23 protein-coding genes and 1 riboswitch are annotated in these 20,648 nt (G+C 70.1%); of the genes, 11 read left to right on the plus strand and 12 right to left on the minus strand.

The features are described from left to right. Positions 1 to 2: 2 nt before the first annotated feature. Complete coding sequence (locus OHA68_RS42600; protein WP_189143854.1) at positions 3 to 236, minus strand: DUF397 domain-containing protein; 234 nt, start codon at positions 234 to 236, stop codon at positions 3 to 5. 132 nt (positions 237 to 368) lie between these two features. Continuing rightward, entirely contained in the window at positions 369 to 1,268 is a 900-nt protein-coding gene (locus OHA68_RS42605) for a helix-turn-helix domain-containing protein (protein ID WP_407674530.1), read from the minus strand. A gap of 130 nt (positions 1,269 to 1,398) precedes the next feature. On the opposite strand from OHA68_RS42605, the gene OHA68_RS42610 reads away from it, so the two are divergent. Then, complete coding sequence (locus OHA68_RS42610; protein WP_327105319.1) at positions 1,399 to 1,872, plus strand: ATP-binding protein; 474 nt, start codon at positions 1,399 to 1,401, stop codon at positions 1,870 to 1,872. Between the two features lie 30 nt (positions 1,873 to 1,902). Here OHA68_RS42610 and OHA68_RS42615 read toward each other — a convergent pair whose 3' ends face one another. After that, positions 1,903 to 2,544 carry a phosphoribosyltransferase gene (locus OHA68_RS42615; protein WP_189143851.1) on the minus strand — a complete coding sequence of 214 codons (642 nt, stop codon included), beginning with the start codon at positions 2,542 to 2,544 and terminating at the stop codon, positions 1,903 to 1,905. A gap of 126 nt (positions 2,545 to 2,670) precedes the next feature. Next, positions 2,671 to 3,768 carry a ribosome small subunit-dependent GTPase A gene (gene rsgA / locus OHA68_RS42620; protein WP_327105321.1) on the minus strand — a complete coding sequence of 366 codons (1,098 nt, stop codon included), beginning with the start codon at positions 3,766 to 3,768 and terminating at the stop codon, positions 2,671 to 2,673. 299 nt (positions 3,769 to 4,067) lie between these two features. Here rsgA and OHA68_RS42625 point away from each other — a divergent pair, with 299 nt between their 5' ends. Together OHA68_RS42625 and OHA68_RS42630 are read left to right on the plus strand one after the other, a co-directional pair. Next, positions 4,068 to 4,616: a sigma-70 family RNA polymerase sigma factor gene (locus OHA68_RS42625; protein WP_263653187.1), complete on the plus strand. Its 549-nt coding sequence runs from the start codon at positions 4,068 to 4,070 to the stop codon at positions 4,614 to 4,616. Beyond that, complete coding sequence (locus tag OHA68_RS42630; protein ID WP_327105322.1) at positions 4,613 to 5,326, plus strand: anti-sigma factor family protein; 714 nt, start codon at positions 4,613 to 4,615, stop codon at positions 5,324 to 5,326. Before OHA68_RS42625 ends, OHA68_RS42630 begins: the two co-directional genes overlap by 4 nt. A 40-nt stretch (positions 5,327 to 5,366) precedes the next feature. Here the strand turns inward: OHA68_RS42630 and OHA68_RS42635 are convergent, their stop codons facing one another. Next, complete coding sequence (locus OHA68_RS42635; RefSeq protein ID WP_327105323.1) at positions 5,367 to 5,738, minus strand: winged helix-turn-helix transcriptional regulator; 372 nt, start codon at positions 5,736 to 5,738, stop codon at positions 5,367 to 5,369. A 76-nt stretch (positions 5,739 to 5,814) separates the two neighbouring features. On the opposite strand from OHA68_RS42635, the gene OHA68_RS42640 reads away from it, so the two are divergent. Next, the gene (locus OHA68_RS42640; protein WP_327105324.1) at positions 5,815 to 6,678 is read left to right on the plus strand and encodes an NAD(P)H-binding protein; all 864 of its coding nucleotides are present in this window, start codon (positions 5,815 to 5,817) and stop codon (positions 6,676 to 6,678) included. Between the two features lie 100 nt (positions 6,679 to 6,778). Here OHA68_RS42640 and glyA read toward each other — a convergent pair whose 3' ends face one another. The 4 genes from glyA to OHA68_RS42660 form a co-directional block, all read right to left on the minus strand. Beyond that, complete coding sequence (gene glyA, locus OHA68_RS42645; RefSeq protein ID WP_327105325.1) at positions 6,779 to 8,029, minus strand: serine hydroxymethyltransferase; 1,251 nt, start codon at positions 8,027 to 8,029, stop codon at positions 6,779 to 6,781. Between the two features lie 24 nt (positions 8,030 to 8,053). Then, a riboswitch (ZMP/ZTP riboswitch) is annotated at positions 8,054 to 8,136 on the minus strand. Positions 8,137 to 8,187: 51 nt separating this feature from the next. Then, on the minus strand, positions 8,188 to 9,057 hold the full coding sequence (locus OHA68_RS42650) for a YihY/virulence factor BrkB family protein (RefSeq protein ID WP_327105327.1): 870 nt from the start codon (positions 9,055 to 9,057) through the stop codon (positions 8,188 to 8,190). Positions 9,058 to 9,159: 102 nt separating this feature from the next. Further along, entirely contained in the window at positions 9,160 to 9,555 is a 396-nt protein-coding gene (locus OHA68_RS42655) for a YccF domain-containing protein (RefSeq protein WP_189143844.1), read from the minus strand. Between the two features lie 42 nt (positions 9,556 to 9,597). Next, positions 9,598 to 10,374 (minus strand): TIGR03084 family metal-binding protein, encoded by a 777-nt coding sequence (locus tag OHA68_RS42660; protein WP_327109623.1) that lies wholly within the window; start codon positions 10,372 to 10,374, stop codon positions 9,598 to 9,600. 242 nt (positions 10,375 to 10,616) lie between these two features. Between OHA68_RS42660 and OHA68_RS45495 the strand changes: the two genes are divergently transcribed. The 4 genes from OHA68_RS45495 to OHA68_RS42675 all read left to right on the plus strand — a co-directional run bounded on the left by OHA68_RS45495 (position 10,617) and on the right by OHA68_RS42675 (position 14,143). Continuing rightward, positions 10,617 to 10,700 carry a putative leader peptide gene (locus OHA68_RS45495; RefSeq protein WP_354532976.1) on the plus strand — a complete coding sequence of 28 codons (84 nt, stop codon included), beginning with the start codon at positions 10,617 to 10,619 and terminating at the stop codon, positions 10,698 to 10,700. Positions 10,701 to 10,807: 107 nt separating this feature from the next. After that, a complete protein-coding gene (locus OHA68_RS42665) occupies positions 10,808 to 12,478 on the plus strand; it encodes a nitrite/sulfite reductase (RefSeq protein WP_327105328.1) in 1,671 nt (556 codons plus the stop codon). 163 nt (positions 12,479 to 12,641) lie between these two features. After that, positions 12,642 to 13,370, plus strand: coding sequence for a phosphoadenylyl-sulfate reductase (locus OHA68_RS42670; RefSeq protein ID WP_327105329.1), 729 nt, complete (start codon positions 12,642 to 12,644; stop codon positions 13,368 to 13,370). Positions 13,371 to 13,393: 23 nt separating this feature from the next. Further along, entirely contained in the window at positions 13,394 to 14,143 is a 750-nt protein-coding gene (locus OHA68_RS42675; RefSeq protein ID WP_327105331.1) for a sirohydrochlorin chelatase, read from the plus strand. A gap of 109 nt (positions 14,144 to 14,252) precedes the next feature. On the opposite strand, the gene OHA68_RS42680 is transcribed toward OHA68_RS42675, so the two are convergent. Next, positions 14,253 to 14,912: a DUF1707 SHOCT-like domain-containing protein gene (locus OHA68_RS42680; RefSeq protein ID WP_327105332.1), complete on the minus strand. Its 660-nt coding sequence runs from the start codon at positions 14,910 to 14,912 to the stop codon at positions 14,253 to 14,255. Positions 14,913 to 15,069: 157 nt separating this feature from the next. On the opposite strand from OHA68_RS42680, the gene OHA68_RS42685 reads away from it, so the two are divergent. Further along, entirely contained in the window at positions 15,070 to 16,437 is a 1,368-nt protein-coding gene (locus OHA68_RS42685; RefSeq protein WP_327105333.1) for an ankyrin repeat domain-containing protein, read from the plus strand. 30 nt (positions 16,438 to 16,467) lie between these two features. On the opposite strand, the gene OHA68_RS42690 is transcribed toward OHA68_RS42685, so the two are convergent. Further along, positions 16,468 to 17,361, minus strand: a complete 894-nt coding sequence (locus OHA68_RS42690; RefSeq protein WP_189143839.1) for a maleylpyruvate isomerase family mycothiol-dependent enzyme — start codon at positions 17,359 to 17,361, stop codon at positions 16,468 to 16,470. Continuing rightward, a complete protein-coding gene (locus OHA68_RS42695) occupies positions 17,361 to 17,918 on the minus strand; it encodes a sigma-70 family RNA polymerase sigma factor (protein WP_327105334.1) in 558 nt (185 codons plus the stop codon). Before OHA68_RS42695 ends, OHA68_RS42690 begins: the two co-directional genes overlap by 1 nt. Positions 17,919 to 18,067: 149 nt before the next feature. Between OHA68_RS42695 and OHA68_RS42700 the strand changes: the two genes are divergently transcribed. Together OHA68_RS42700 and glgX are read left to right on the plus strand one after the other, a co-directional pair. Next, positions 18,068 to 18,493 (plus strand): OsmC family protein, encoded by a 426-nt coding sequence (locus tag OHA68_RS42700; protein WP_189143837.1) that lies wholly within the window; start codon positions 18,068 to 18,070, stop codon positions 18,491 to 18,493. 33 nt (positions 18,494 to 18,526) lie between these two features. After that, positions 18,527 to 20,647, plus strand: coding sequence for a glycogen debranching protein GlgX (gene glgX / locus OHA68_RS42705; protein WP_327105335.1), 2,121 nt, complete (start codon positions 18,527 to 18,529; stop codon positions 20,645 to 20,647). Position 20,648: the final 1 nt, after the last annotated feature.

A 20,648-nucleotide genomic window follows, 5' to 3' on the forward strand; every position in this document is an offset into this window, starting at 1 on the left:
CCCTAGACGAGCAGGTCGTCGAACTCCCCGTCCTTGGCTCCCAGGACGAACGCGGTGATCTCGTCCTGCGTGTAGACCAGTGCGGGGCCGTCGGGAAAGCGGGAATTACGCATCGCCACCTCGCCGGTCGGCAGGGGCGCCACCTCGACACAGTTGCCGTTGGGATTGCTCCGCGCGCTCTTTCGCCAGACGACGGGCAGGCGACGAGCGGGCGTTCCATTCCGGAACTCAGGCATGAGCGCGACTCCTTGGCCTTACGGATGCACGTGCATCCGTGCTTACGGCCCGAGGATACGGTGACGCGCTGATCGGCATATACGGGTTGACCAAAATTCCCCTATGCCGTGGATCACAGAGTTCGGGGGGATTTACCCGTTGAGCAGGCCCTCCAGGAAGCGCCTGGTCCGGTCCGGCTGCTCCGCCTGGACGCTCAGCCGGTCCATCACGCGGATGTAATGCTCGGTTTCGGCTGTTTTATCCAAATAGAGGGCACTGGTGAGCTGCTCCATGTACACCACGTCGGGCAGCTCGCGCTCGGGAAAGCGCAGAATGCTGAACGGCCCGCCCGCCGGCGCGTGCCCACCCCGCTCGAACGGCATGATCTGCACGGTCACGTTGGGCTCGGCCATCATCGCCAGCAGGTGCTCGATCTGCTCCCGCATGACGTCGGGCCCGCCGAGCATCCGCCGCACCACCGCCTCGTCGATGATCGCCCACAGTGTGAGCGGGTCCTCCCACGACAGCCGCCACTGCCGGGTGGTACGCAGCCGGACCCGGCGCTCCATCTCCGGCTCGGGCGCCCTCTCGTGGGCCAGCTCGATCACGGCCCGGGCATAGCGGGGCGTCTGGAGCAGGCCGGGGATGAACTGGTTCTCGTACGTACGGATGATCGAGGCGGCGCCTTCGAGCCCGATGTACACCTCGAACCAGCCGGGCAGCAGGTCGGCGTACTTGTGCCACCAGCCCGGGGCGTTGGCCTGCCTGGCCAGGGCGAGCAGCGGCGCCTGCTCGCCGGGGTCGGTGACGCCGTAGAGCGACAGCAGGTCGGCCACGTCGCGCTCCTTGAAGCTGACCTGACCGAGCTCCAGTCTGCTGATCTTGGCGTGCGAGGCGCGGATGGAGTAGCCGGCGTCCTCGCGGGAGATGCCGCGCTTGGTGCGGAGCCTGCGCAGTTGCGTGCCGAGCATGATCCGGAGCACGGTCGGGCTGCCCGGCGCGTGCGTCAACAGGGATGCACTTCGCACACTTTCGGCGCGTTGTCGGCCCAACGTCATCTCTCCCCTATCATCTGCACGTGCAAATGCGTTTTGCATCCGTAAACTCGGAAAAGTCTTGCATCGTCAAGCAGTGCCCGTAAAGATGGGCTCTTGGATCACCAGACCGCGTTTCGGGGGCCACATGACGACTTTCGACGCCCGGCCGGAGGCCGCCAGCGGCACCCGGCCACCGGGATGGCTTTCGGCCATCCTGGTCGACGGTCGCCCCAGTGATTGTGACGCGCTTTTCACGTTCCAGGATCTCACTGCTTTCGAGCCTGGGTGCGTCGCCGTGGCCAGACGGTTCGTCGGTCAGACGCTCGGCTCGTGGGGAGCCGAGCGGGCCGCGTTCGACACCCAACTGGTGGTCTCCGAGCTGGTCACCAACGCGATGCGCCACGGGGGCGGGGCGATCCAGCTGCGGCTGATCCGCCACGACGCCGAGTTCGCCTGCGTGGTCGCCGACCACAACCACGCGGCTCCGGTCGCCGCCGTGACCGACATCTTCGCCGAGTACGGCCGGGGGCTCCGGCTGGTGGACGCGCTGTGCACCGGCTGGGGCTGGCTCACCCCCGGCGGCCCGCGCAAACTCGTCTGGGCCGTGCTGCGGGGCTGATCCCCTGGACCGGCTCCTGGCCGGCACGTCCTAGCCCTTGGGCCGGTTCCGGGCCAGCACGTTCAGCACGTCGCCGTCGGTGAGCTGGTCGAACTGCTCGTACCACTGGCCGACCGCCCTGAAGTGGGCGGGCACGCAGAGCACCACCACCTCGTCCGCCTCCTGCCCGATCGCCGCCACGGTGTCGGCGGCGCCGACCGGCACCGCCAGCGTCACCCGCGCGGGCCCGGCGGCGGCGACCGTCCGCAGCGCCGCCCGCGCGGTCGCGCCGGTGGCGAGACCGTCGTCGACCACGATCACCTCGCGGCCCGCCAGGGCGGGCAGCGGCCGCTCACCCCGGTAGACCCTGACCCGGCGGGCCAGCTCCCGCCGCTCGGCCGCCACCACGCGGGCCAGTGCCTCGGGGGTCAGACCGAGCCGGGCCAGCAGGCGCAGGTCGAACACCGGCTCGCCACCCTCGGCTATCGCGCCGACGCCCAGCTCGGGCTGCGGCGGATAGCCGATCTTCCGGGTGACGAGCACGTCGAGCGCGACGCCGAGCCTGCGTGCCACCGGCTCGGCCACCTCCACCCCGCCACGCGGCAGCGCGAGCACCACCGGGTCGCGGATGGCGAGCAGCCGCTCGGCGAGCAGCTCACCGGCCTCCACACGGTCGACGAACACGCGCTCCATACCCTGGTCGTACCCGCTGACCCACGCTTCGCACGACCGCGCGCCGCTACGACCGCGCGCCACTACAGCCAAGCGGCGCTACGGCCGGGCGGCGCTACCGCCCGGCGGCGCTACCGCCCGGCGGCGCTACGGCCGGTTGCGGCCCGCGCGGCGCATCTCCTTGTGGATGATCTTCCACTTGCTCTGCAGGTCCTTGCGCAGCCGCGCGTCCGTCCGCGCGGCCATCCACGTGGCCTCCCGCTGGAGCTTGCGCCAGCTCTGCAGCCGCCGCTCGGGCAGCTCCCCGCTCGCCACCGCCTCCTGTACGGCGCAGCCGGGCTCGCTGTCGTGCCCGCAGTCGTCGAACCGGCAGCCGCCGGCCAGCTCCTCGATGTCGGCGAAGACCAGGTCGACGCCCTGACTCATCTCGTAGAGCCCGACCCGGCGGATGCCGGGCGTGTCGATGATGAGCCCGCCGTCGGGCAGCGGGATGAGCTCCCGGTGCACGGTGGTGTGCCGGCCCCGCCCGTCGCCCGCGCGCACCTGCTGGGTCTCCATCACGCCGTCACCCGCCAGGGCGTTGACGAGGGTGGACTTGCCGGCGCCCGACGGGCCCAGCACGACGGCCGTACGGGCGCCCTCCAGGTAGCCGCGCGCCAGCTCGACGCCGTCGCCCAGCAGCGAGGACACCGCGTGCACGTCCACTCCCGGCGCGGCGGTGCGCACGTCGGCGAGCAGCTCGTCCAGGCCCTGCTCGAACAGGTCGGACTTGGTGACCAGGACGACCGGCGTGCCGCCGGACTCCCAGGCCAGCGCCACCAGCCGCTCGATGCGGCCGAGGTCGGCGTAGTCGTTGGAGTGCATGGACGGCTCGGCGACGAAGACGACGTCGACGTTGGCGGCGAGCACCTGGCCCTGGCCGTCGCCCGACAGGCCGCCCCGCGAGTCGCGGCTCACGCCGCCACGGACGAACGCGGTGTGCCGGGGCAGCACCAGGTCGAGCTCGTAGCGGCCCTCGGGCAGCTCGGACAGCGCGGCCCAGTCGCCCACGCACGGCAGTGCGACAGGGTCGTCGGCCGACGCCCGGCGCACCCTGGCGCCGTACTTGACCCGATGCCTGCCGTCGGCGGCGATGACTTCGGCGGCCCCGCGGTCGACCCGTGAGACGCGGCCGGGGACGGTGCCGTCAGGCAGCTCGGCGGCGCGAGACGCGGTCCAGCCGAGCAGAGAAAGATCGAAAAGCAACGGAATTACACCCTTGGGTTGAGAAGGAACCCGGGTGGTCTAGGCGAGCACCCGGAGGCTGATGGACGGCATGACGAACAGCACAGTCCGCATGGTCCCCACCTCCTCGCTCAATCGCCGGTCGTTGGGGTGACTCTACGCATCCGCCCGTGGAGGACGCAATCGAATTTTCGGTCAATGATCCCCGATCGATTGAACCCGACAGGTATGCCGGCCGTACTTCCTCCCGACGGACTCGAGAAAGGGGAATGATGCGACTGAGCACGTATCCCCCACCCTCGGCCGAGGGAGCAGCCCCCATGGGCAAACCGCGGTTACGCCAGTGGCTGAGACGCGTACGCCCTGACCCCGACGTGATCGTGTCCGAGCTCTATCAGCAGTATCATCGGCCGCTACTGGCCTTCGTGATCCGGCTGACCGCGGGCGACAGGCAGTGGGCAGAGGACGTCGTACAAGAGACCATGATCCGGGCCTGGCGCAGCGCCGAGCGGCTCGACCCGGAGGCGACCTCACTCATGCCCTGGCTCGCGACGGTGGCCAGACGTATTGTGATCGATGACCGACGGCGACGGGAGGTCCGGCCCCAGGAGCTGGGCGACGGGCCGCTGGCTACATTGCCCGTGCCCGATGAAATGGAGGGCCTCCTGCATCAGGTGGTCGTGTCCGAAGCGCTCAAGGCGTTGTCACCGGCCCATCGCGAGATCCTCAACGAGACGATCCTGCGCGACCGGTCGGTCAACGACGCCGCCAAGGTGCTCGGCATTCCCGTGGGCACCGTGAAGTCCCGGGTCTACTACGCGGTCCGCGCCCTGCGGGTCGCTCTGGAGGAGAGGGGGGTGACGGCTTGAACTCGCGAGTGGAGCACACCGACGTGGGCGCCTATGCCCTGGGCTTGCTGGACGAAGACGACCGGCTGGCGTTCGAAGCGCACCTCCTCCGCTGCCGGTCCTGCGAGGTGGAGCTGACGGAGCTGTCCGGCGTGGCCCACGCGCTGACCGGGCTCGGGCCCGTGGAGGACGCTCCCCCTCTCCGGGGGCGGCGGCCGCCCGAAGTGATCGACATGCTGCGCCGCAAGCAGGCCGCCGACCGGCGCACCCGCAGAAGCACGTTCGTGATCGGCGTGGCGGCCTCCGTCACCCTGGTGCTGGGGGGCCTCACGATCGGCGCCCAGTTCGGCGGGGAGAGCACGCCGCCGGCCGCGCACACCGCGCAACTCGGGCCCGCCGAGCAGTTCTACGCCATGGGCACGCCGCTGCCCGGCGTCGGCGCCGACGGGGTGAGCGGCGGGCTGGTGCTGGAGTCCAAGGGCTGGGGCACGCACGCGGCGATCCAGCTGTCGGGCGTCAAAGGGCCGCTGGAGTGCGAGCTGGTGGCCGTGGGCAAGAACGGCGAACGCCGCGTCATGATGGGCTGGGCGGTGCCGACCCCCGGTTACGGCGTCCCGGGCTCCCCCGACCCGCTCTACATGCACGGTGCCGCCGCCCTTCCGGTGGAGAAGATCGACCACTTCGAGGTCGTCACCACGGCGGGCCGCAAGATCCTCACCGTCGTGGTCTGACCTCCACCCCTGGGCAGGGCACCCACGATATCGCCGCTACCTAGCCATGACGAGTGTGTGCGGCTTCGAGATCGGACCGGTGTGCGAGGGCCCACAGTCCCAGGGCGCGCACCTGCTCCAGGAAGGAGCGGCCCAGGTCGGTGAGCGCGTAGTCGACACGTGGCGACACGCTCCAATGGGGTGTGCGGCTGATCAGCCCGTCCTCTTCGAGGGCGCGCAGCGTACGGGTGAGCATGCGGCGGCTGAGGCCCTCCACGGATCGGTCCAGCTCGTTGAAGCCGTGCGCGCCGTGCGCCAGGACCGACAGGATCACGACGCTCCACTTGTCTCCCACCCGGCGCAAGACGCTGGTCACGGGGCAGTTCTCGTGATCGGCCACCGTGACGGGGACGGTGATGGCGGCAGTGGACATAGATGTGCCTTCTTTCGGACCTTGTGCCTGCTGGCCAATGATCAGGGTACGCACCTCGACCTAAGGAGGACTTATCGTGATCGTGGTCAGCGGAGCGTCCGGCAAACTCGGACGCCGCACTGTCGAGCACCTTCTCCAGCGGGTGGACGCCGCCCGTGTGGTGGCGTTGTCCCGTACCCCTGAGGCCGTCGCCGACCTCGGCGTGGCCTCCCGTTACGCCGATTTCGACGATGCGGCGAGTCTGCCCAGCGCGTTCGAGGGGGCGGAGCGGCTGCTGATGATCAGCATGGGCTCGCTCAGCGGGGCGCCTCCCGGGCACGTCAACGCCATCGAGGCAGCGGCCAAGGCCGGGGTGGGTCACGTGATCTACACGTCGTTCGCCAGGGCGGGCGAGCCAGGCCAGCCGCAGGCGCTCATCCAGAACCACAAAGAGACCGAGCGACTATTGACCGATTCGGGGCTGACGTTCACGGCGCTGCGGTTCAACCAGTGGCCGGAGATGTGGAACCTCGTCGGCGTGCCCGCCATCGCCGTCGCCACCGGCGTCCTGCCCAGCAACGCGGGTGAGGGCCGAGTGGGGCACATCACCCGCGACGACAGCGCCGCCGTGGCCGCGGCCGTGCTGGCCGAGGGCGGCTACGAGGGGCAACTCCTCGAAGTCACGGGCCCCGAGGCGGTGACAGACACGGATGTGGCCGACGCGCTCGCCCAGGTCACCGGCCGTCCGGTCCGCTGCGAGCCGGTATCGGACGCCGACCTGGCCGCGACGCTGTCCGCACGCGGACTCCCGGAGATGTACGTCCAGGGATGGACGGGTCTGGGGACGTACAAGCGCGACGGCTGGTTCGACGTGACCACGCACGTGGTCGAACGCCTCACCGGCCGCGCACCCACATCGATCGCCGACTACTTCGCAGCCCACCCCGAGGCACTGCGCTGAACGACAGGAGCGGCCCCATGATCACATCTGTGGCCATGGGGCCGCTCCTTCTTTGATCTACTTGGCCGGCGGTGTCACGTCTGCGCGGCGGGGGGCCGGCTTACAGGCCGGGGGCGGGGAACTGGGCGGTGAGCTCGCTCACCTCGTGGTGGACGCGCGCGATGACGTCCTCGGCGTCGCCCTTGGACAGGGCGGTGACCACCTCGTCCATCCAGGCGCCGATCTGCCGCATCTCGGCCTCCCGCATGCCCCGCGAGGTGACCGACGGCGTGCCGATGCGGATGCCCGACGGGTCGAAGGGCTTGCGGGTGTCGAACGGGACGGTGTTGTAGTTGGTCTCCAGGCCGGCCCGGTCGAGCGCCTTGGCGGCGGGCTTGCCGCCGATGCCCTTGGGCGTGAGGTCGAGCAGGATCAGGTGGTTGTCGGTGCCACCGGAGACCAGGTCGAAGCCGCGCGCGGCGAGCTCCTCCGCCAGCGCCTTGGCGTTGGCGACCACCTGGTGGGCGTAGGCCTTGAACTCATCGGTCGAGGCCTCGCGCAGCGCCACGGCGATGGCGGCGGTGGTGTGGTTGTGCGGGCCGCCCTGCAGGCCCGGGAAGACGGCCTTGTTGAGCGCGGTGGCGTGCTCGTCGCTGGTGGCCATGAGCATGGCGCCGCGCGGGCCGCGCAGCGTCTTGTGGGTGGTGGTGGAGATGACGTCGGCGTGGCCGACGGGCGAGGGGTGCGCGCCGCCCGCGACGAGGCCGGCGATGTGCGCGATGTCAGCGGCCAGTAAGGCGCCCACCTCGCGGGCGATGGCCGCGAAGCCCTCGAAGTCGATGGTGCGCGGGATGGCGGTGCCGCCGCAGAAGATGAGCTTGGGCCGGTGCTCCAGGGCCAGCTCCCTGACCTGGTCGAGGTCGATGCGGCCGGTGTCCTGGCGGACGCCGTAGCGGACCGGGTTGAACCACTTGCCGGTGGCCGAGACCGACCAGCCGTGCGTGAGGTGGCCGCCGAACGGCAGGCCCATGCCCAGCACGGTGTCACCCGGCTGCAGGAACGCCATGTAGATCGCCAGGTTGGCGGGCGAGCCGGAGTAGGGCTGGACGTTGGCGTGGTTGACGCCGAACAGCGACTTGGCCCGGTCGATGGCCACGGTCTCGATCTGGTCGATGACCTGCTGGCCCTCGTAGTAGCGCTTGCCCGCGTAGCCCTCGGAGTATTTGTTGGTCAGGACGGTGCCGGTGGCCTCCAGCACGGCCTTGGAAACGTAGTTCTCCGAGGCGATCAGCTTGACGGTGTCGGCCTGGCGGCGCTCCTCCGCCTGGATGAGCTCGGCGATCTGCGGGTCGACGCTAGCGAGAGAACTCATGACTCTCCTGTCACATTGACATCTTGCGAAGACCCAGGCGCACGGCCTCCGCTCCTTCCGCTCCCCGGTGGTCGATCCCACCCAATGCGCCAGTCGCGTCATCTTTGACGATATCGGAGGTGGACGGCCCCTCCCGCACGGCGATCGGCCGGGAGCCGCTATCGGGCGCGGCCGACGCCGCCGGAGAGCCGGTCCACCTCGGCGTTGAGAAGCGCTCCGATCAGCACGGCCAGCGCGGTGATGTAGAGCCACAGCAGCACCGCGATGGGCGCGGCCAGCGAGCCGTAGACGGAGACGGGCGAGAACCAGGCGGCCAGCACGGCCCGCAGCACGGCGGCGCAGGCGATCCACAGGAACAGCGCCAGGATGGCCCCCGGCAGCTCCCGCCACCACGTCGTCCGCACCGGCACGCTCACGTGGTAGAGGACGGTCAGGAAGAGCACCGAGCCGACGATCACCACCGGCCAGTAGAGCAGCTCGATGAGGCCGCCGTACTGTCCCGGCACCGCGCCCTTGAGCAGGGTGGGGCCGATGACCAGGATGGGCATCACGATGATGCCGATGACCAGGCCGACCACGTAGAGGCCGAAGGACATCAGCCGGGTGCGGATGATGCCGCGCTCCTCGCCCAGGCCGTAGGCGACGGAGATGAGGTCGACGTAGACGTAGAGGGCGCGCGAGCCCGACCAGAGCGACAGCAGGAAACCGAGCGAGATGATCGACACCTTGCCCGCGTCGTCCCGCAGCACGTCGCTGAGGAGCGGCCGGACCACACCCGTGATCGTGTCCTCGGTGAACAGCAGGCCGGCCCGGTCGATGACCCAGGCCTCGATCTCCCGCACCTGCTGGCCGCCGATCCAGGTGCCGATCTTGGCCAGCACGCCGATCAGCCCCAGCACGAATGGCGGCAGCGACAGCAGCGCGAAGAACGCCGCCTCGCCGGCCAGACCGGTCACCCGGTAGGTCACGCCGGCATTCGTGGTCGCGCGCACGAGCGCCCACGAGGTCGTGCCGTTGACCCAACTCAACCCGGCACGGGCGGTCGAGGCGAGCCGCCTCTTGGACCGGCTAGGCGCATCCGTGGACGTCATCGCACCCAACGCTTTTTCGCGGTTAATCGTCAGTTCAGCTTACGTCCCGGACGTCCTGCTCTGGTCGTTGTCGACGATGCGTGCGCCGAGCGGTAGCAGCGACACCGGGATCATCTTGATGTTGGCCACGGCCAGCGGGATGCCGATGATCGAGATGAACAGCGGGATGGACGTGACCACATGCCCGATGGCCAGCCAGATCCCGGCGACGAGGAACCAGATGATGTTGCCCAGCAGGGAGAACACCCCGGCGTCGGGGTCGCGCTCCACGGTCCTGCCGAACGGCCACAGCGCGTAGGCGGCGATCCGGAACGAGGCCAGGCCGAACGGGATGGTGACGATGAGGATGCAGCAGATGATCCCGGCCAGGGCGTATCCCACGGCCAGCCAGAACCCGGCGAAGACGAGCCAGATGATGTTGAGGATGGTGCGCATGCTTACAGCATGTCACCGCGGGGGCCTCTTACTCATCAGGGATCACCCCGATTGTGGATCTCGTCCCCTTCCGGGTGGCCCGGCGAAGGCCTGCGCGATCCGCATCCACGCCTGCGCCGTCTCGCCGGTGATCCGCAGGGCGGTGTCAGTGACGTGGATCCGCTGGGTGACGGCGAGGCAGAAGTCGAGCATCGGGCCGCGCACCACGTCCGCGGCGTCCGGCGGGCCCGCCGTCCACTCGCCGCCGCCGGGCAGCGCCAGCTCGGCCCGCACCGGCCGCTCCGGCACCGGCAGCCCGCGTACGGTGAAGGAGTAGGGCAGCGCCATGAACCCGATCCGCGCGACGTGCCGCAGCCGGTCGGTGGGCTCCCTGGTGGCGCCGGTCGCGTCGGCGATGTCCTGGCCGTGCGCCCAGGTCTCCATCAGCCGGGCGGTGACGAAGGAGGTCGCCGACATCTCGACGCCGTACCACGGCAGGCGGCGGCGCGGCTCGATCGAGGCGAGCGTGCCGATGAGGCGTTCGCGTGAGGCGCCGAACCAGGCGCGCAACTCGGCGGGCGACCTCCCGCGCTCGCGTACGGCCAGGTCGTCCACCGAGGTGCCGGTGTCGAACAGGTCGGCGAGCAGGGCCTGGAAGGCGGCCGGGTCGGTGGCCGCCGTGCACGCGGCGTCGTCGAACCAGGCCAGGTGGCTCACCTGGTCGCGGACGGCCCATCCCTCGGCGGGCGTGAGCAGCTCCCAGTCCGGTGGCCGCAGCCCGTCCAGGAGGGTTTCCAGGCTCGCGGTTTCGGCGCGCAGGTCGTCGAGCAACTCCGCCATGAGATCCACGACCGAAAGCCTAACCCGAACCTTGTTCGGGGCGGATAATGCAGGGGTGATCTGCGCGAACTGTAAGGAACGACGGCACGAGCAGTGCCGGGGCGGCTCCTGGTGCGACTGCCAGCACCAGCCCCCGAAGAAGGCCGAGGATTCGCCGCTGGCCTGGCCTCGCCAAGGGTGATCACGTCCAGACTGTGGACCCGGTCTTGGACATAGCGGTTGGCCAGAGTATCTTTCTAAGCATGCCAGCGGACCCCATGCTCGTCGGTCGACGCCACGTCGACCTTCTGCGTGTCCGCAGTGCCATCTGTTGCGACGCCCGTTAACTGCCGATTTTTTACGACTGAGCGCGTCGCATCTCTCCATTTGTCCCCTGCACTCGATGACGAGGCAGGAGGAACGCTGGGCGCGCCCATAACCAGAAGGACGCGCAATGAGCACCCCTGCCAGCCGGCATCACAAGCGCCCGCGCGGCGAAGGCCAGTGGGCTCTCGGTTATCGGGAGCCACTCAACAAGAACGAAGAGCTCAAGAAGAACGACGACGGCCTCAACGTCCGTCAGCGGATCATCGACATCTACTCCAAGCGGGGTTTCGACTCGATCGACCCTGCCGACCTACGCGGCCGGATGCGCTGGTACGGCCTCTACACCCAGCGCAGGCCCGGCATCGACGGCGGCAAGACGGCGATCCTGGAGCCGGAGGAGCTCGACGACCGCTACTTCATGATGCGGGTGCGCATCGACGGCGGGCAGCTCGACCTCCGCCAGCTGCGCACGATCGCCGGCATCTCCAAGGACTACGCCAGGGGCACCGCCGACCTGACCGACCGGCACAACGTGCAGGTGCACTGGGTGGAGATCGAGTCGGTGCCCGACATCTGGGAGCGGCTGGAGGCGGTGGGCCTGTCGACCACCGAGGCGTGCGGTGACGTCCCGCGCACCATCCTCGGCTGCCCGGTGGCCGGGATCGACGTCGAGGAGGTCTTCGACGCCACCAGCGAGATCGACGCCATCAAGCCGTACATCGGCGACCCCGCCTTCTCCAACCTGCCGCGTAAGTTCAAGACGGCGCTCAGCGGCTGCTCGGCGCACTGCACCGTGCACGAGATCAACGACGTCGCGTTCGTGGGCGTGGTCAACGAGCAGGGCGAGCAGGGCTACGACCTGTGGGTCGGCGGCGGCCTGTCGACCAACCCGATGCTGGCTCAGCGCCTGGGCGTGTTCGTCCGGCGCGACCAGGTGGGCGAGGTCTGGGCCGGCGTGACCGGCATCTTCCGCGACTACGGCTACCGGCGGCTGCGCAGCAGGGCCCGGCTGAAGTTCCTGGTCAACGACTGGGGCGCGGAGAAGTTCCGCCAGGTGCTGGAGACCGAATACCTCGCCGAGCCGCTGCCCGACGGCCCCGCCCCGCAGGCGCCGGACGTCAACCGCCGCGACCACGTCGGCGTCTTCCCGCAGAAGGACGGCAACTTCTACGTGGGCTTCGCGCCCCGCGTCGGCCGCCTGGACGCCGACAAGCTGCACGCCATCGCCGACATCGCCGAGCGGCACGGCTCCGACCGGGTCCGCACCACGCTCGAGCAGAAGATGATCATCCTGGACATCGCGCCCGACCAGGTGGACTCGCTGGTGGCAGAGCTGGAGGCGATCGACCTCCAGGTGCACCCGTCCACGTTCCGCCGTCAGACGATGGCCTGCACCGGCATCGAATACTGCAAGCTCGCCATGATCGAGACCAAGGGCCTGGCCTCCGGCCTCATCGACGAGCTGGAGAAGCGGCTGCCGACGTTCGACCAGCCGCTCACCATCAACGTCAACGGCTGCCCCAACTCCTGCGCCCGCATCCAGACCGCCGACATCGGCCTGAAGGGCCAGCTCATGCTGGACGAGAACGGCCAGCAGGTCGGCGGCTTCCAGATCCACCTGGGCGGCACGCTCGGCGTCGGCTCCGGCTTCGGCCGGAAGGTGCGCGGCCTCAAGACCACCGCCAAGGCACTGCCTGACTACGTGGAGCGGGTCGTCACCAACTTCGACACCCAGAAGAAAGAGGGCGAGAGCTTCGCCGACTGGGTGCAGCGCGCGGACGATGCGGACCTGAAATGAGCCGGGCCGTCCCCTTCCACTGCCCCTACTGCGGGGACGAGGACCTGGAGCCTTACGAGGAAGCGACCGACGCCCCCAGGTCCCATGGCACCGGGTCCGGCTGGTACTGCCGGTCATGCTCCCGCGCTTTCAAGCTGAAATTTCTCGGAATCGGAGTGAACATATGACGCTCGTCGACATCGAGGTCGGGTTGGGGCAGCAGCGGAGCACGCTCGACCTGCAGGACATCGTCGAGTCCGCCGCGATCTTCCTGGAGGACGCCTCCGCACGCGAGATCATCCGCTGGGCCGCGGCCACGTTCGGGGACCGGCTCTGCCTGACCTCCTCGATGAGCGATGCCCTGCTCATCGACCTGGTCAGCCGGGTCAAGCCGGGTGTGGACGTGCTGTTCATCGACACCGGCTACCACTTCGCCGAGACGATCGGCACCCGCGACGCGGTCCAGCAGGTCTATGACGTCAACGTGATCAACATCAAGTCGTCGCGCACGGTCCAGGAGCAGGACCGCGACCTCGGTCCCCGCCTGTTCGGCCGCAACCCCGACCTGTGCTGCTACCTGCGCAAGGTGGAGCCGCTCAACCGCGCCCTGGAGCCCTACCTGGCGTGGATCTCCGGCATCCGCCGCGACGAGGCGACCAGCCGTACCGGCACCAAGGTCGTCGAGTGGGACGCCAAGCGGCAGATGGTCAAGGTCAACCCGATCGCCAAGTGGACGCAGGAAGACGTCGACAACTACATGGCCGACAACGGGGTGCTGATCAACCCGTTGCACTACGACAACTACCCGTCGATCGGCTGCGCCCCGTGCACCCGCCAGGTCGCCGAAGGCGAGGACCCGCGCAGCGGCCGCTGGGCCGGGCTGGGGAAGGTCGAATGCGGCATTCACCTGTAACTCCCAGCCGGTGGCCCGTCCCGTTGGCAGACGGGACGGGCCAGAGCGGCGTTCCGCTGGTGGCGGTGGCGCACGGGTCGCGTGATCCGCGCGCCGCCGCGACGGTGGAGGCGCTGCTGGACGAGGTACGGCGGGCGCGGCCGGGGGTTCCGGTGCGCACCGCCTACCTCGACCATTCGACCCCGACGCTCGCACAGGCGCTGCACGGCCTGCGGGAGGCCGTGGTGCTGCCGTTGCTGCTGACGGAGGCGTACCACAGCAGGGTGGACCTGCCCGCGGCGCTCAACGAGGCCAGGGCGCGTGAGCCGCGGCTGCGTGTGCGCTACGGCACGACGCTCGGGCCGCACCCGCTGCTGTCGGCGACGCTGGAGCGGCGCCTGGCCGAGGCGGGCGTGCCGGCCGGCGATCCGGACACGGCGGTGGTGCTGGTGTCGGCCGGTTCGAGTGACGCCCGCGCGAACGCGCTCATCGCCCGGATGGCCCGGTCGTGGAGCCCTGGCTGGTGGGCCGTGACGCCCGCCTACGCCTCCGCCGTGGACCCGTCGCCCGAGCGGGCCGTCGCCCACCTCAGGCAGGCAGGCGCGCCGCGCGTGGTGGTCGCCCCCTACCTGCTGGCTCCGGGCTACTTCGCCGACAAGGTACGGCGCACCACCCTGGCAGCCGGCGCCGACGTGGTCGCCGACGTGCTGGGCCCGGCGCCGGAGCTCGCCCAGGTGCTCCTGGAGCGCTACGAAGCGGCCCTGCGGAGCCCCGCCGACGTGGTGGCGTCATAACCGGAGCCCTGCCGACGTGGTGGCGTCATAACCGGAGCCCTGCCGACGTGGTGGCGTCATAACCGGAGCCCCGCCGACGTTGGTGGCGTCATAACGCCGGTGCCGCGAGTCAGCGGCCGATGGAGCGGCCGGTGTCGCGCCAGTCGTCGCCGTGCAGCTCCCGCCAGTGCTCGCGCCAGGCCGCCCAGCGTCGCTTGAGCGGCTTGGCGCGGGAGTCGCCGAGTACCTTGACGTCGCCCATCACCGCGTAGGCGCGCACCCTGATCACCGGCGCGCTGGTGCCGGGCGGCGCTTCCTGTACGTCGACGCGCTTGTCGCCCATGATGGCCATGCCGTCGAGGTCGACGTTGACGCCGTCGGGGACGATGATCTTGACGTCGCCCATCACGGAGACGGCCAGGATGTCGACGGTGTCGGTGCGTACCTCTGCCTCGCGCAGGTCCAGCAGCACGTCGCCCATCACGGCCACCGCGCCGAGCTCCTGGTCGATCCGCCAGGTGCCGCGCCGCTTGGTGTCGCCCATGACGCCGACGAACCACCGGCGCTTGCCGCCCTCGGGCCGCGGCGCCGGGGTGCGAACCGGTGCGCCCTCCGGCAGATCCTGGGTGAGCAGGGCCAGCTCGGCGTGGGTGGTGGCGGTGTAGGCCGCCTCGGTGCGGTCGGTCAGCTCGGCGAGCGTCAGTCTGCCTTCGACCGAAGCCTCGCGGAGCTGCTCCACGACGGCTTCACGCTCGGCGTCGGAGGCTCTAACCTCCCCAGGGTCACTCATACTCGCAACATATCGCGTTTATTCCCGAACAAGGTCCTCCTATGGGAGGAATCACCATCAATCGAACGTATTGAACCCTTATCGACGTTCGCCGCGTATCAGCAGTCAGGGCCCGGCCTGGTCCCGCGGCGCGGCTGGGCCAGGCTAGGGTCCTTTTATGCATGAGGAACAGCTCTACCTTGCGGCGTTGAACGGCGAGTCGGAGAAGGTGAGCGAACTGCTCGCCCAGGGCGCCGACCCCAACCTCGCCAGCGAGGCAGGCGAGGACACCGGCGACGGCGGCCTGCCGCTGTGCGCGGCCGCCGCCACCGACCGGGTCGAGGTCGCCCAGGCCCTCCTGGCCGCCGGGGCCGAGGTGGACGGCAAGGAGGCCGGCGGCTGGACCGCGCTGCTCTGGGCCGCCTCCAACGGCAACGCCGACACCGCCAGGCTCCTGCTCGAAGCCGGGGCCGACGTCGACGCCGCCAACGAGGGCGGCGACACGCCCCTGACGCTGGCCGCCCGACGCGGCGCGCTCGGCGTCGTACGCGAGCTGCTGGCGGCCGGCGCGGACGCGCAGAAGTACGACGGCGACGGCGACACCCCGCTCGACATCGCCGCCGACTGGGTCGGCGTGCACCTGGAGAGCGCGCTGCTCGACCAGGTCGAGCAGGACGACTGGGAGTACGTCGTCGCCCGCCAGTTCGCCAAGGACGGCACCGAGCTGGTCACCGTGGCGGGCCGCTCGCCCGACGGGTCGCAGACGGAGCAGGTGCAGGCTCAGCGCGGCCACGCGGCGGTCACGACCCTGCTGGAGGAGGCCACCGACGTCTACACGCCGGTCGACCAGCTCGTGGCCCGCGCCCTGGCGCACCGCGACATCGACGAGGACGCCGAGACGTGGTGGGTGGTGGCCGACGCGCTGATCAAGCGGTCCGACGACGAGACCTACGAGGCGCTGACCCGGCTGTGCCTCAGCGAGGACGCCAGGGAGCGCGAGTTCGGGGTGGACGCGATCGCCCAGTTCGGCGTCACCGAGGACGACAAGCCCTATCGCGAGCGCACACTCCCGCTGCTGCAGAAGATGACCACCACCGAGAGCAATCCCCAGGTGCTGCGCTCGGTGCTGTCCGCGCTCGGCCACCAGGGCGACCCGCGCGCCCTGCCGCAGGTGCTGGACCTCATCGGCCGCGAGGGGCACAAGCGGACGATGACCGACCCGATCGCGCTGGCGGACGTGCTGCCGCCGGACCACGCCGAAGGCCTGGCCCTGCTGATCGCGATGACGCGCGAGGAGGAGGACGAGGTCCGCGACTGGGCCACGGCCGGCCTGGCCGGGCTGGACGCCGACACCCCGGAGATCAGGCAGGCCCTCGCCGAACGCCTGGACGACAGCGACCTGCGGACGGTCGCCGAGGCCACCCGCGGTCTGGCCTCCCGGGGCGACACCCGCGCCGAGCTCGGCGTCAAGCGGGTCCTGGCCGAGTCCGACGACGAGTACGCCAGAGACCTGGTCACCGAGGACGAGACCCAGCCCGAGGCCTGACGAGGCGGGAGCCGGTCCCCGGCGGCGGCGTCAGGGACCGGAGAGCGCGGGTGCGGTGGCGAGGACGTCGCGCGCCAGGGCGACGTCGCCCGCCAGGGTGGCCTCGAAGGTCTCGGCGTCCCCTCGGCCGCCCAGCAGGAAGCAGAAGGCCACCACGTCCGCCGTGATGCGGGCGTCCGGCTCGCCGGCGGCGGCGCCGTCCTCGGCGCCGAGCGCGAGGTGCCAGGCGCCGCCGCCCGGGCCGGTGAGCTCCAGCCCGAGCGTCCGGCCCGACGCGTCGTGCCCCGACAGCAGCATCGTCCACGGCAGGAGCCTGGCGCACATGTCCGCCGTCGGGTGGATGTGCTCGGGGAGCGGCAGCGGCAGGGTGATGCGGGCGACCCGGGCCGCGTCGTCGGTGTGCACCCACGTCTCCAGGGCCCTGGCCAGGATGTGGTCCGACACGGGGGCGTTCAGGCCGTCGAGGGCGGCGGGCTCGGCTGCGGGCAGGTTCGCCAGGTGGCGGCACAGGGCGTCGGCCTGGGCCCGCCAGTCCCTGCGGGTCTGCTCAGGGCTGCGGGCCCGCTCGTAGGACTGCACGTCGGCCGTACGGGCGGCGGAGTCGGCGGTGGTGAGCTCGGGGCCGAGCACGGGCGCGCCGACCGAGGCCGCGAGCAGGCCGTCCTTGGCCGCCAGGTGGGCGACGAGCTCCTGCAGCGTCCAGCCTTCGACGATGACGCGCGACCAGTCGTCCTCGACGGCCGCGGCCAGCAGCGCGTCCATGGCGGCGACCCGGCCCGCGTACGGGCGCGCCCAGTCGGCCGTGGGGGCCGCCGGCCTGCGCCGTGCCCTCGCCCCGGCCAGCAGTTGCGGCCGCAGCGACCGCTTGGGCTCCTCGGGGTCCTCCAGCAGCGCGTCCACGTACAGACGCTCGAGCGGGTCCATCACACCTCTTCCTGTGCCAGCGCGTCGGCCAGCCTGCGCAGCGCGAGCCGGATGCGCGACTTGGCCGTGCCCTCGGGCACGCCTAACTCCTCGCCCACCTGGCGGTAGGTCCTGCCGCCGAAGTAGGCCAGCTCGACGACCTCGCGCAGCCCGCCGGGCAGCGCCTCGACGGCCCGTCGGACCCGGTGGGCCTCGTCGGCGGCGAGCACCGTGTCCTCCAGCCTGTCAGGTTCGCGCTCGAAGAGCCGGGGGCCCAGCACCGAGACCCGCCGGCGCTCCTCCACCCGGACGTGGTCGACGGCGCGGCGGTGCGCGATGGTGGCGAGCCAGGCCCGCAGCGTGCCCCGTTCGGGGTCGTAGGCCAAGGGGCGCTCCCAGAAGACCAGGAACACCTCCTGCGTGATGTCCTCGGCGATCACCCGGTCCCTGGTGACCCGCAGGGACAGACCGAAGATCAGCGAGGCGAGCCGATCGTAGATCTCCCCGAGCGCGGCCTCGTCGCCGCCGACCACCCGCTGGTGCAGCAGGCGGTCGTCGTAGGGCGCCTCCACTGGCACCACACTCCCGTGACACGTACCTGGGCGGCGAGTGTGCCGCGAACCGAGCATGTCATTATTCGCCGGAAAAGGGCAGACGGATGCCGGTGCACGGCTACGTTGCCGAACCGAGATAATGTCAGAAGTCCGCTACCAGAAGGAGAATTCCCATGGCCACGACTCGCACCGCGACCACGCAGTGGAAGGGCGCCCTGCTCGACGGTTCGGGCACGGTTTCGCTCGACAGTTCCGGTGTCGGCACCTTCGAGGTCTCCTGGCCGTCCAGGGCCGAAGCCGCCAATGGCAAGACCTCGCCCGAGGAGCTCATCGCGGCCGCCCACTCCTCGTGCTTCTCCATGGCGCTCTCGCACGGTCTGGCCGGCGCGGGCACCCCGCCCGAGTCGCTGCAGACCAGCGCGGACGTCACGTTCCAGCCGGGTGAGGGCATCACCGGCATCGTGATCACCGTCAAGGGGCAGGTGCCCGGTCTCACCGCCGAGCAGTTCCAGAGCGCCGCGGAAGATGCGAAGGCCAACTGCCCGGTCAGCAAGGCCCTGTCGGGCACGACGATCACGCTGAAGGCCGAACTGCTCTAGTAAGGCCCCGATCGCATGCGACAATCAAGTCACATGCGCGAAGTCTGGCCGGGCGAACCTTATCCACTCGGCGGCACCTGGGACGGCGTTGGCACCAGTTTTTCGGTGTTCTCCGAGGTGGCCGAGCGAGTTGAGCTGTGCCTTTTCCACGATGACGGCTCGGAGGAACGGGTCGATCTTCCTGAGGTGGATGGGTTCGTCTGGCATGGCTACCTGCCCGGCATCATGCCGGGCCAGCGCTACGGCTATCGCGTACACGGTCCGCACAACCCGGCGCTCGGGCAGCGGACCAACGCCTCCAAGCTGCTCCTCGACCCTTACGCCAAGGCCGTCGACGGTGAGCTGACCTGGAACGAGGCGCTGTTCCCCTATCACTTCACCGATCCGTCCCAGCTCAACACCACCGACAGCGCCCCCTACATGCCGAAGAACGTGGTGATCAATCCGTTCTTCGACTGGGGCAACGACCGGTCGCCGCGGACCCCGTACCACGAGAGTGTCATCTACGAGGCGCACGTGCGGGGGCTGACCATGCGTCATCCCGGCGTGCCCGAGGAGTTGCGGGGCACCTACGCGGGGGTGGGGCATCCGGCGATCATCGACCATCTGCTCTCGCTCGGGGTGACGGCGGTCGAGTTGATGCCGGTGCACCACTACATGCCCGAGCACTTCCTGGTGGCGCGGGGGCTGACCAACTACTGGGGCTACAACACGATGGCCTACCTGGCCCCGCACGGCGGCTACTCCGGCGCCGGGACGCGCGGCGAGCAGGTGCCCGAGTTCAAGGCCATGGTGAAGGCGCTGCACGAGGCGGGCATCGAGGTGATCCTCGACGTCGTCTACAACCACACCGCCGAGGGTGACCACATGGGGCCGACGCTCGGCTTCAGGGGCATCGACAACGCCGCCTACTACCGGCTGCACGACAACGACCGGCGCTACTACCTCGACTACACCGGCTGCGGCAACTCGCTCAACGTCCGCTCGCCGCACGCGCTGCAGCTCATCATGGACTCGCTGCGTTACTGGGTGCTGGAGATGCACGTCGACGGGTTCCGCTTCGACCTGGCGTCGGCGCTGGCCCGGGAGTTGCACGACGTCGACCGGCTGAGCGCCTTCTTCGACCTCATCCAGCAGGATCCGGTGATCTCGCAGGTCAAGCTGATCGCGGAGCCGTGGGACGTGGGGCCCGGCGGGTACCAGGTCGGAAATTTCCCGCCTTTGTGGACGGAGTGGAACGGGAAATACCGCGACACCGTACGAGATTTCTGGCGGGGGACGCATTCCGCGCTGCCGGAGTTCGCCTCGCGGCTGACCGGCTCGGCCGACCTCTACGAGACCTCCGGCCGCCGGCCCGTGGCCTCGATCAACTTCGTGACCTGTCACGACGGCTTCACCCTCACCGACCTCGTGTCCTACGACCGCAAGCACAACGAGGCCAACGCCGAGGACAACCGCGACGGCACCAACGACAACCGCTCCTGGAACTGCGGGGCCGAGGGCCCGGTGGAGGATCCGGAGATCGTCCGGCTCCGGCAGCGCCAGCGGCGCAACTTCCTGGCCACGCTCTTCCTGTCGCAGGGCGTCCCGATGCTCTCCCACGGCGACGAGCTCGGCCGCACCCAGCGGGGCAACAACAACGCCTACTGCCAGGACAACGAGATCGCCTGGATCGACTGGTCGCACCTGCACACCGAGTCCGATCTGCTGGCGTTCGTCCGGCTGCTGTCGAAGTTGCGGCGCGAGCACCCGGTCTTCCAGCGCCGCCGTTTCTTCCACGGCCGCCATCCCGACAACGGCAAGCGCGACCTGGTCTGGCTCACCCCCGGCGGCACCGAGATGACCGCGAGCGACTGGCACGTCAGCTACGCCAAGTCGCTGATGGTCTATCTGAACGGCGAGGCGATCACCGAGCCGGGGCCGCGCGGCGAGCGCATCACGGACGACTCGTTCCTGCTGCTGATCAACGCCCACCACGAGGACATGACGTTCACCCTGCCCGGCGGGGCGTTCGGCGGGAGCTGGCTGCCCGTGCTCGACACCAACGACGAGAGCTGCGACAACCTCTACGTCGACGACGCCTGGCAGCCCGGTGACCTGGTCGCCGTCACCTCCCGCTCGCTGCAGGTGCTGCGCCAGCCGCGGGCCCAGTAGG

The organism is Nonomuraea glycinis, from assembly GCF_035920485.1.
Classification (GTDB): domain Bacteria; phylum Actinomycetota; class Actinomycetes; order Streptosporangiales; family Streptosporangiaceae; genus Nonomuraea; species Nonomuraea glycinis.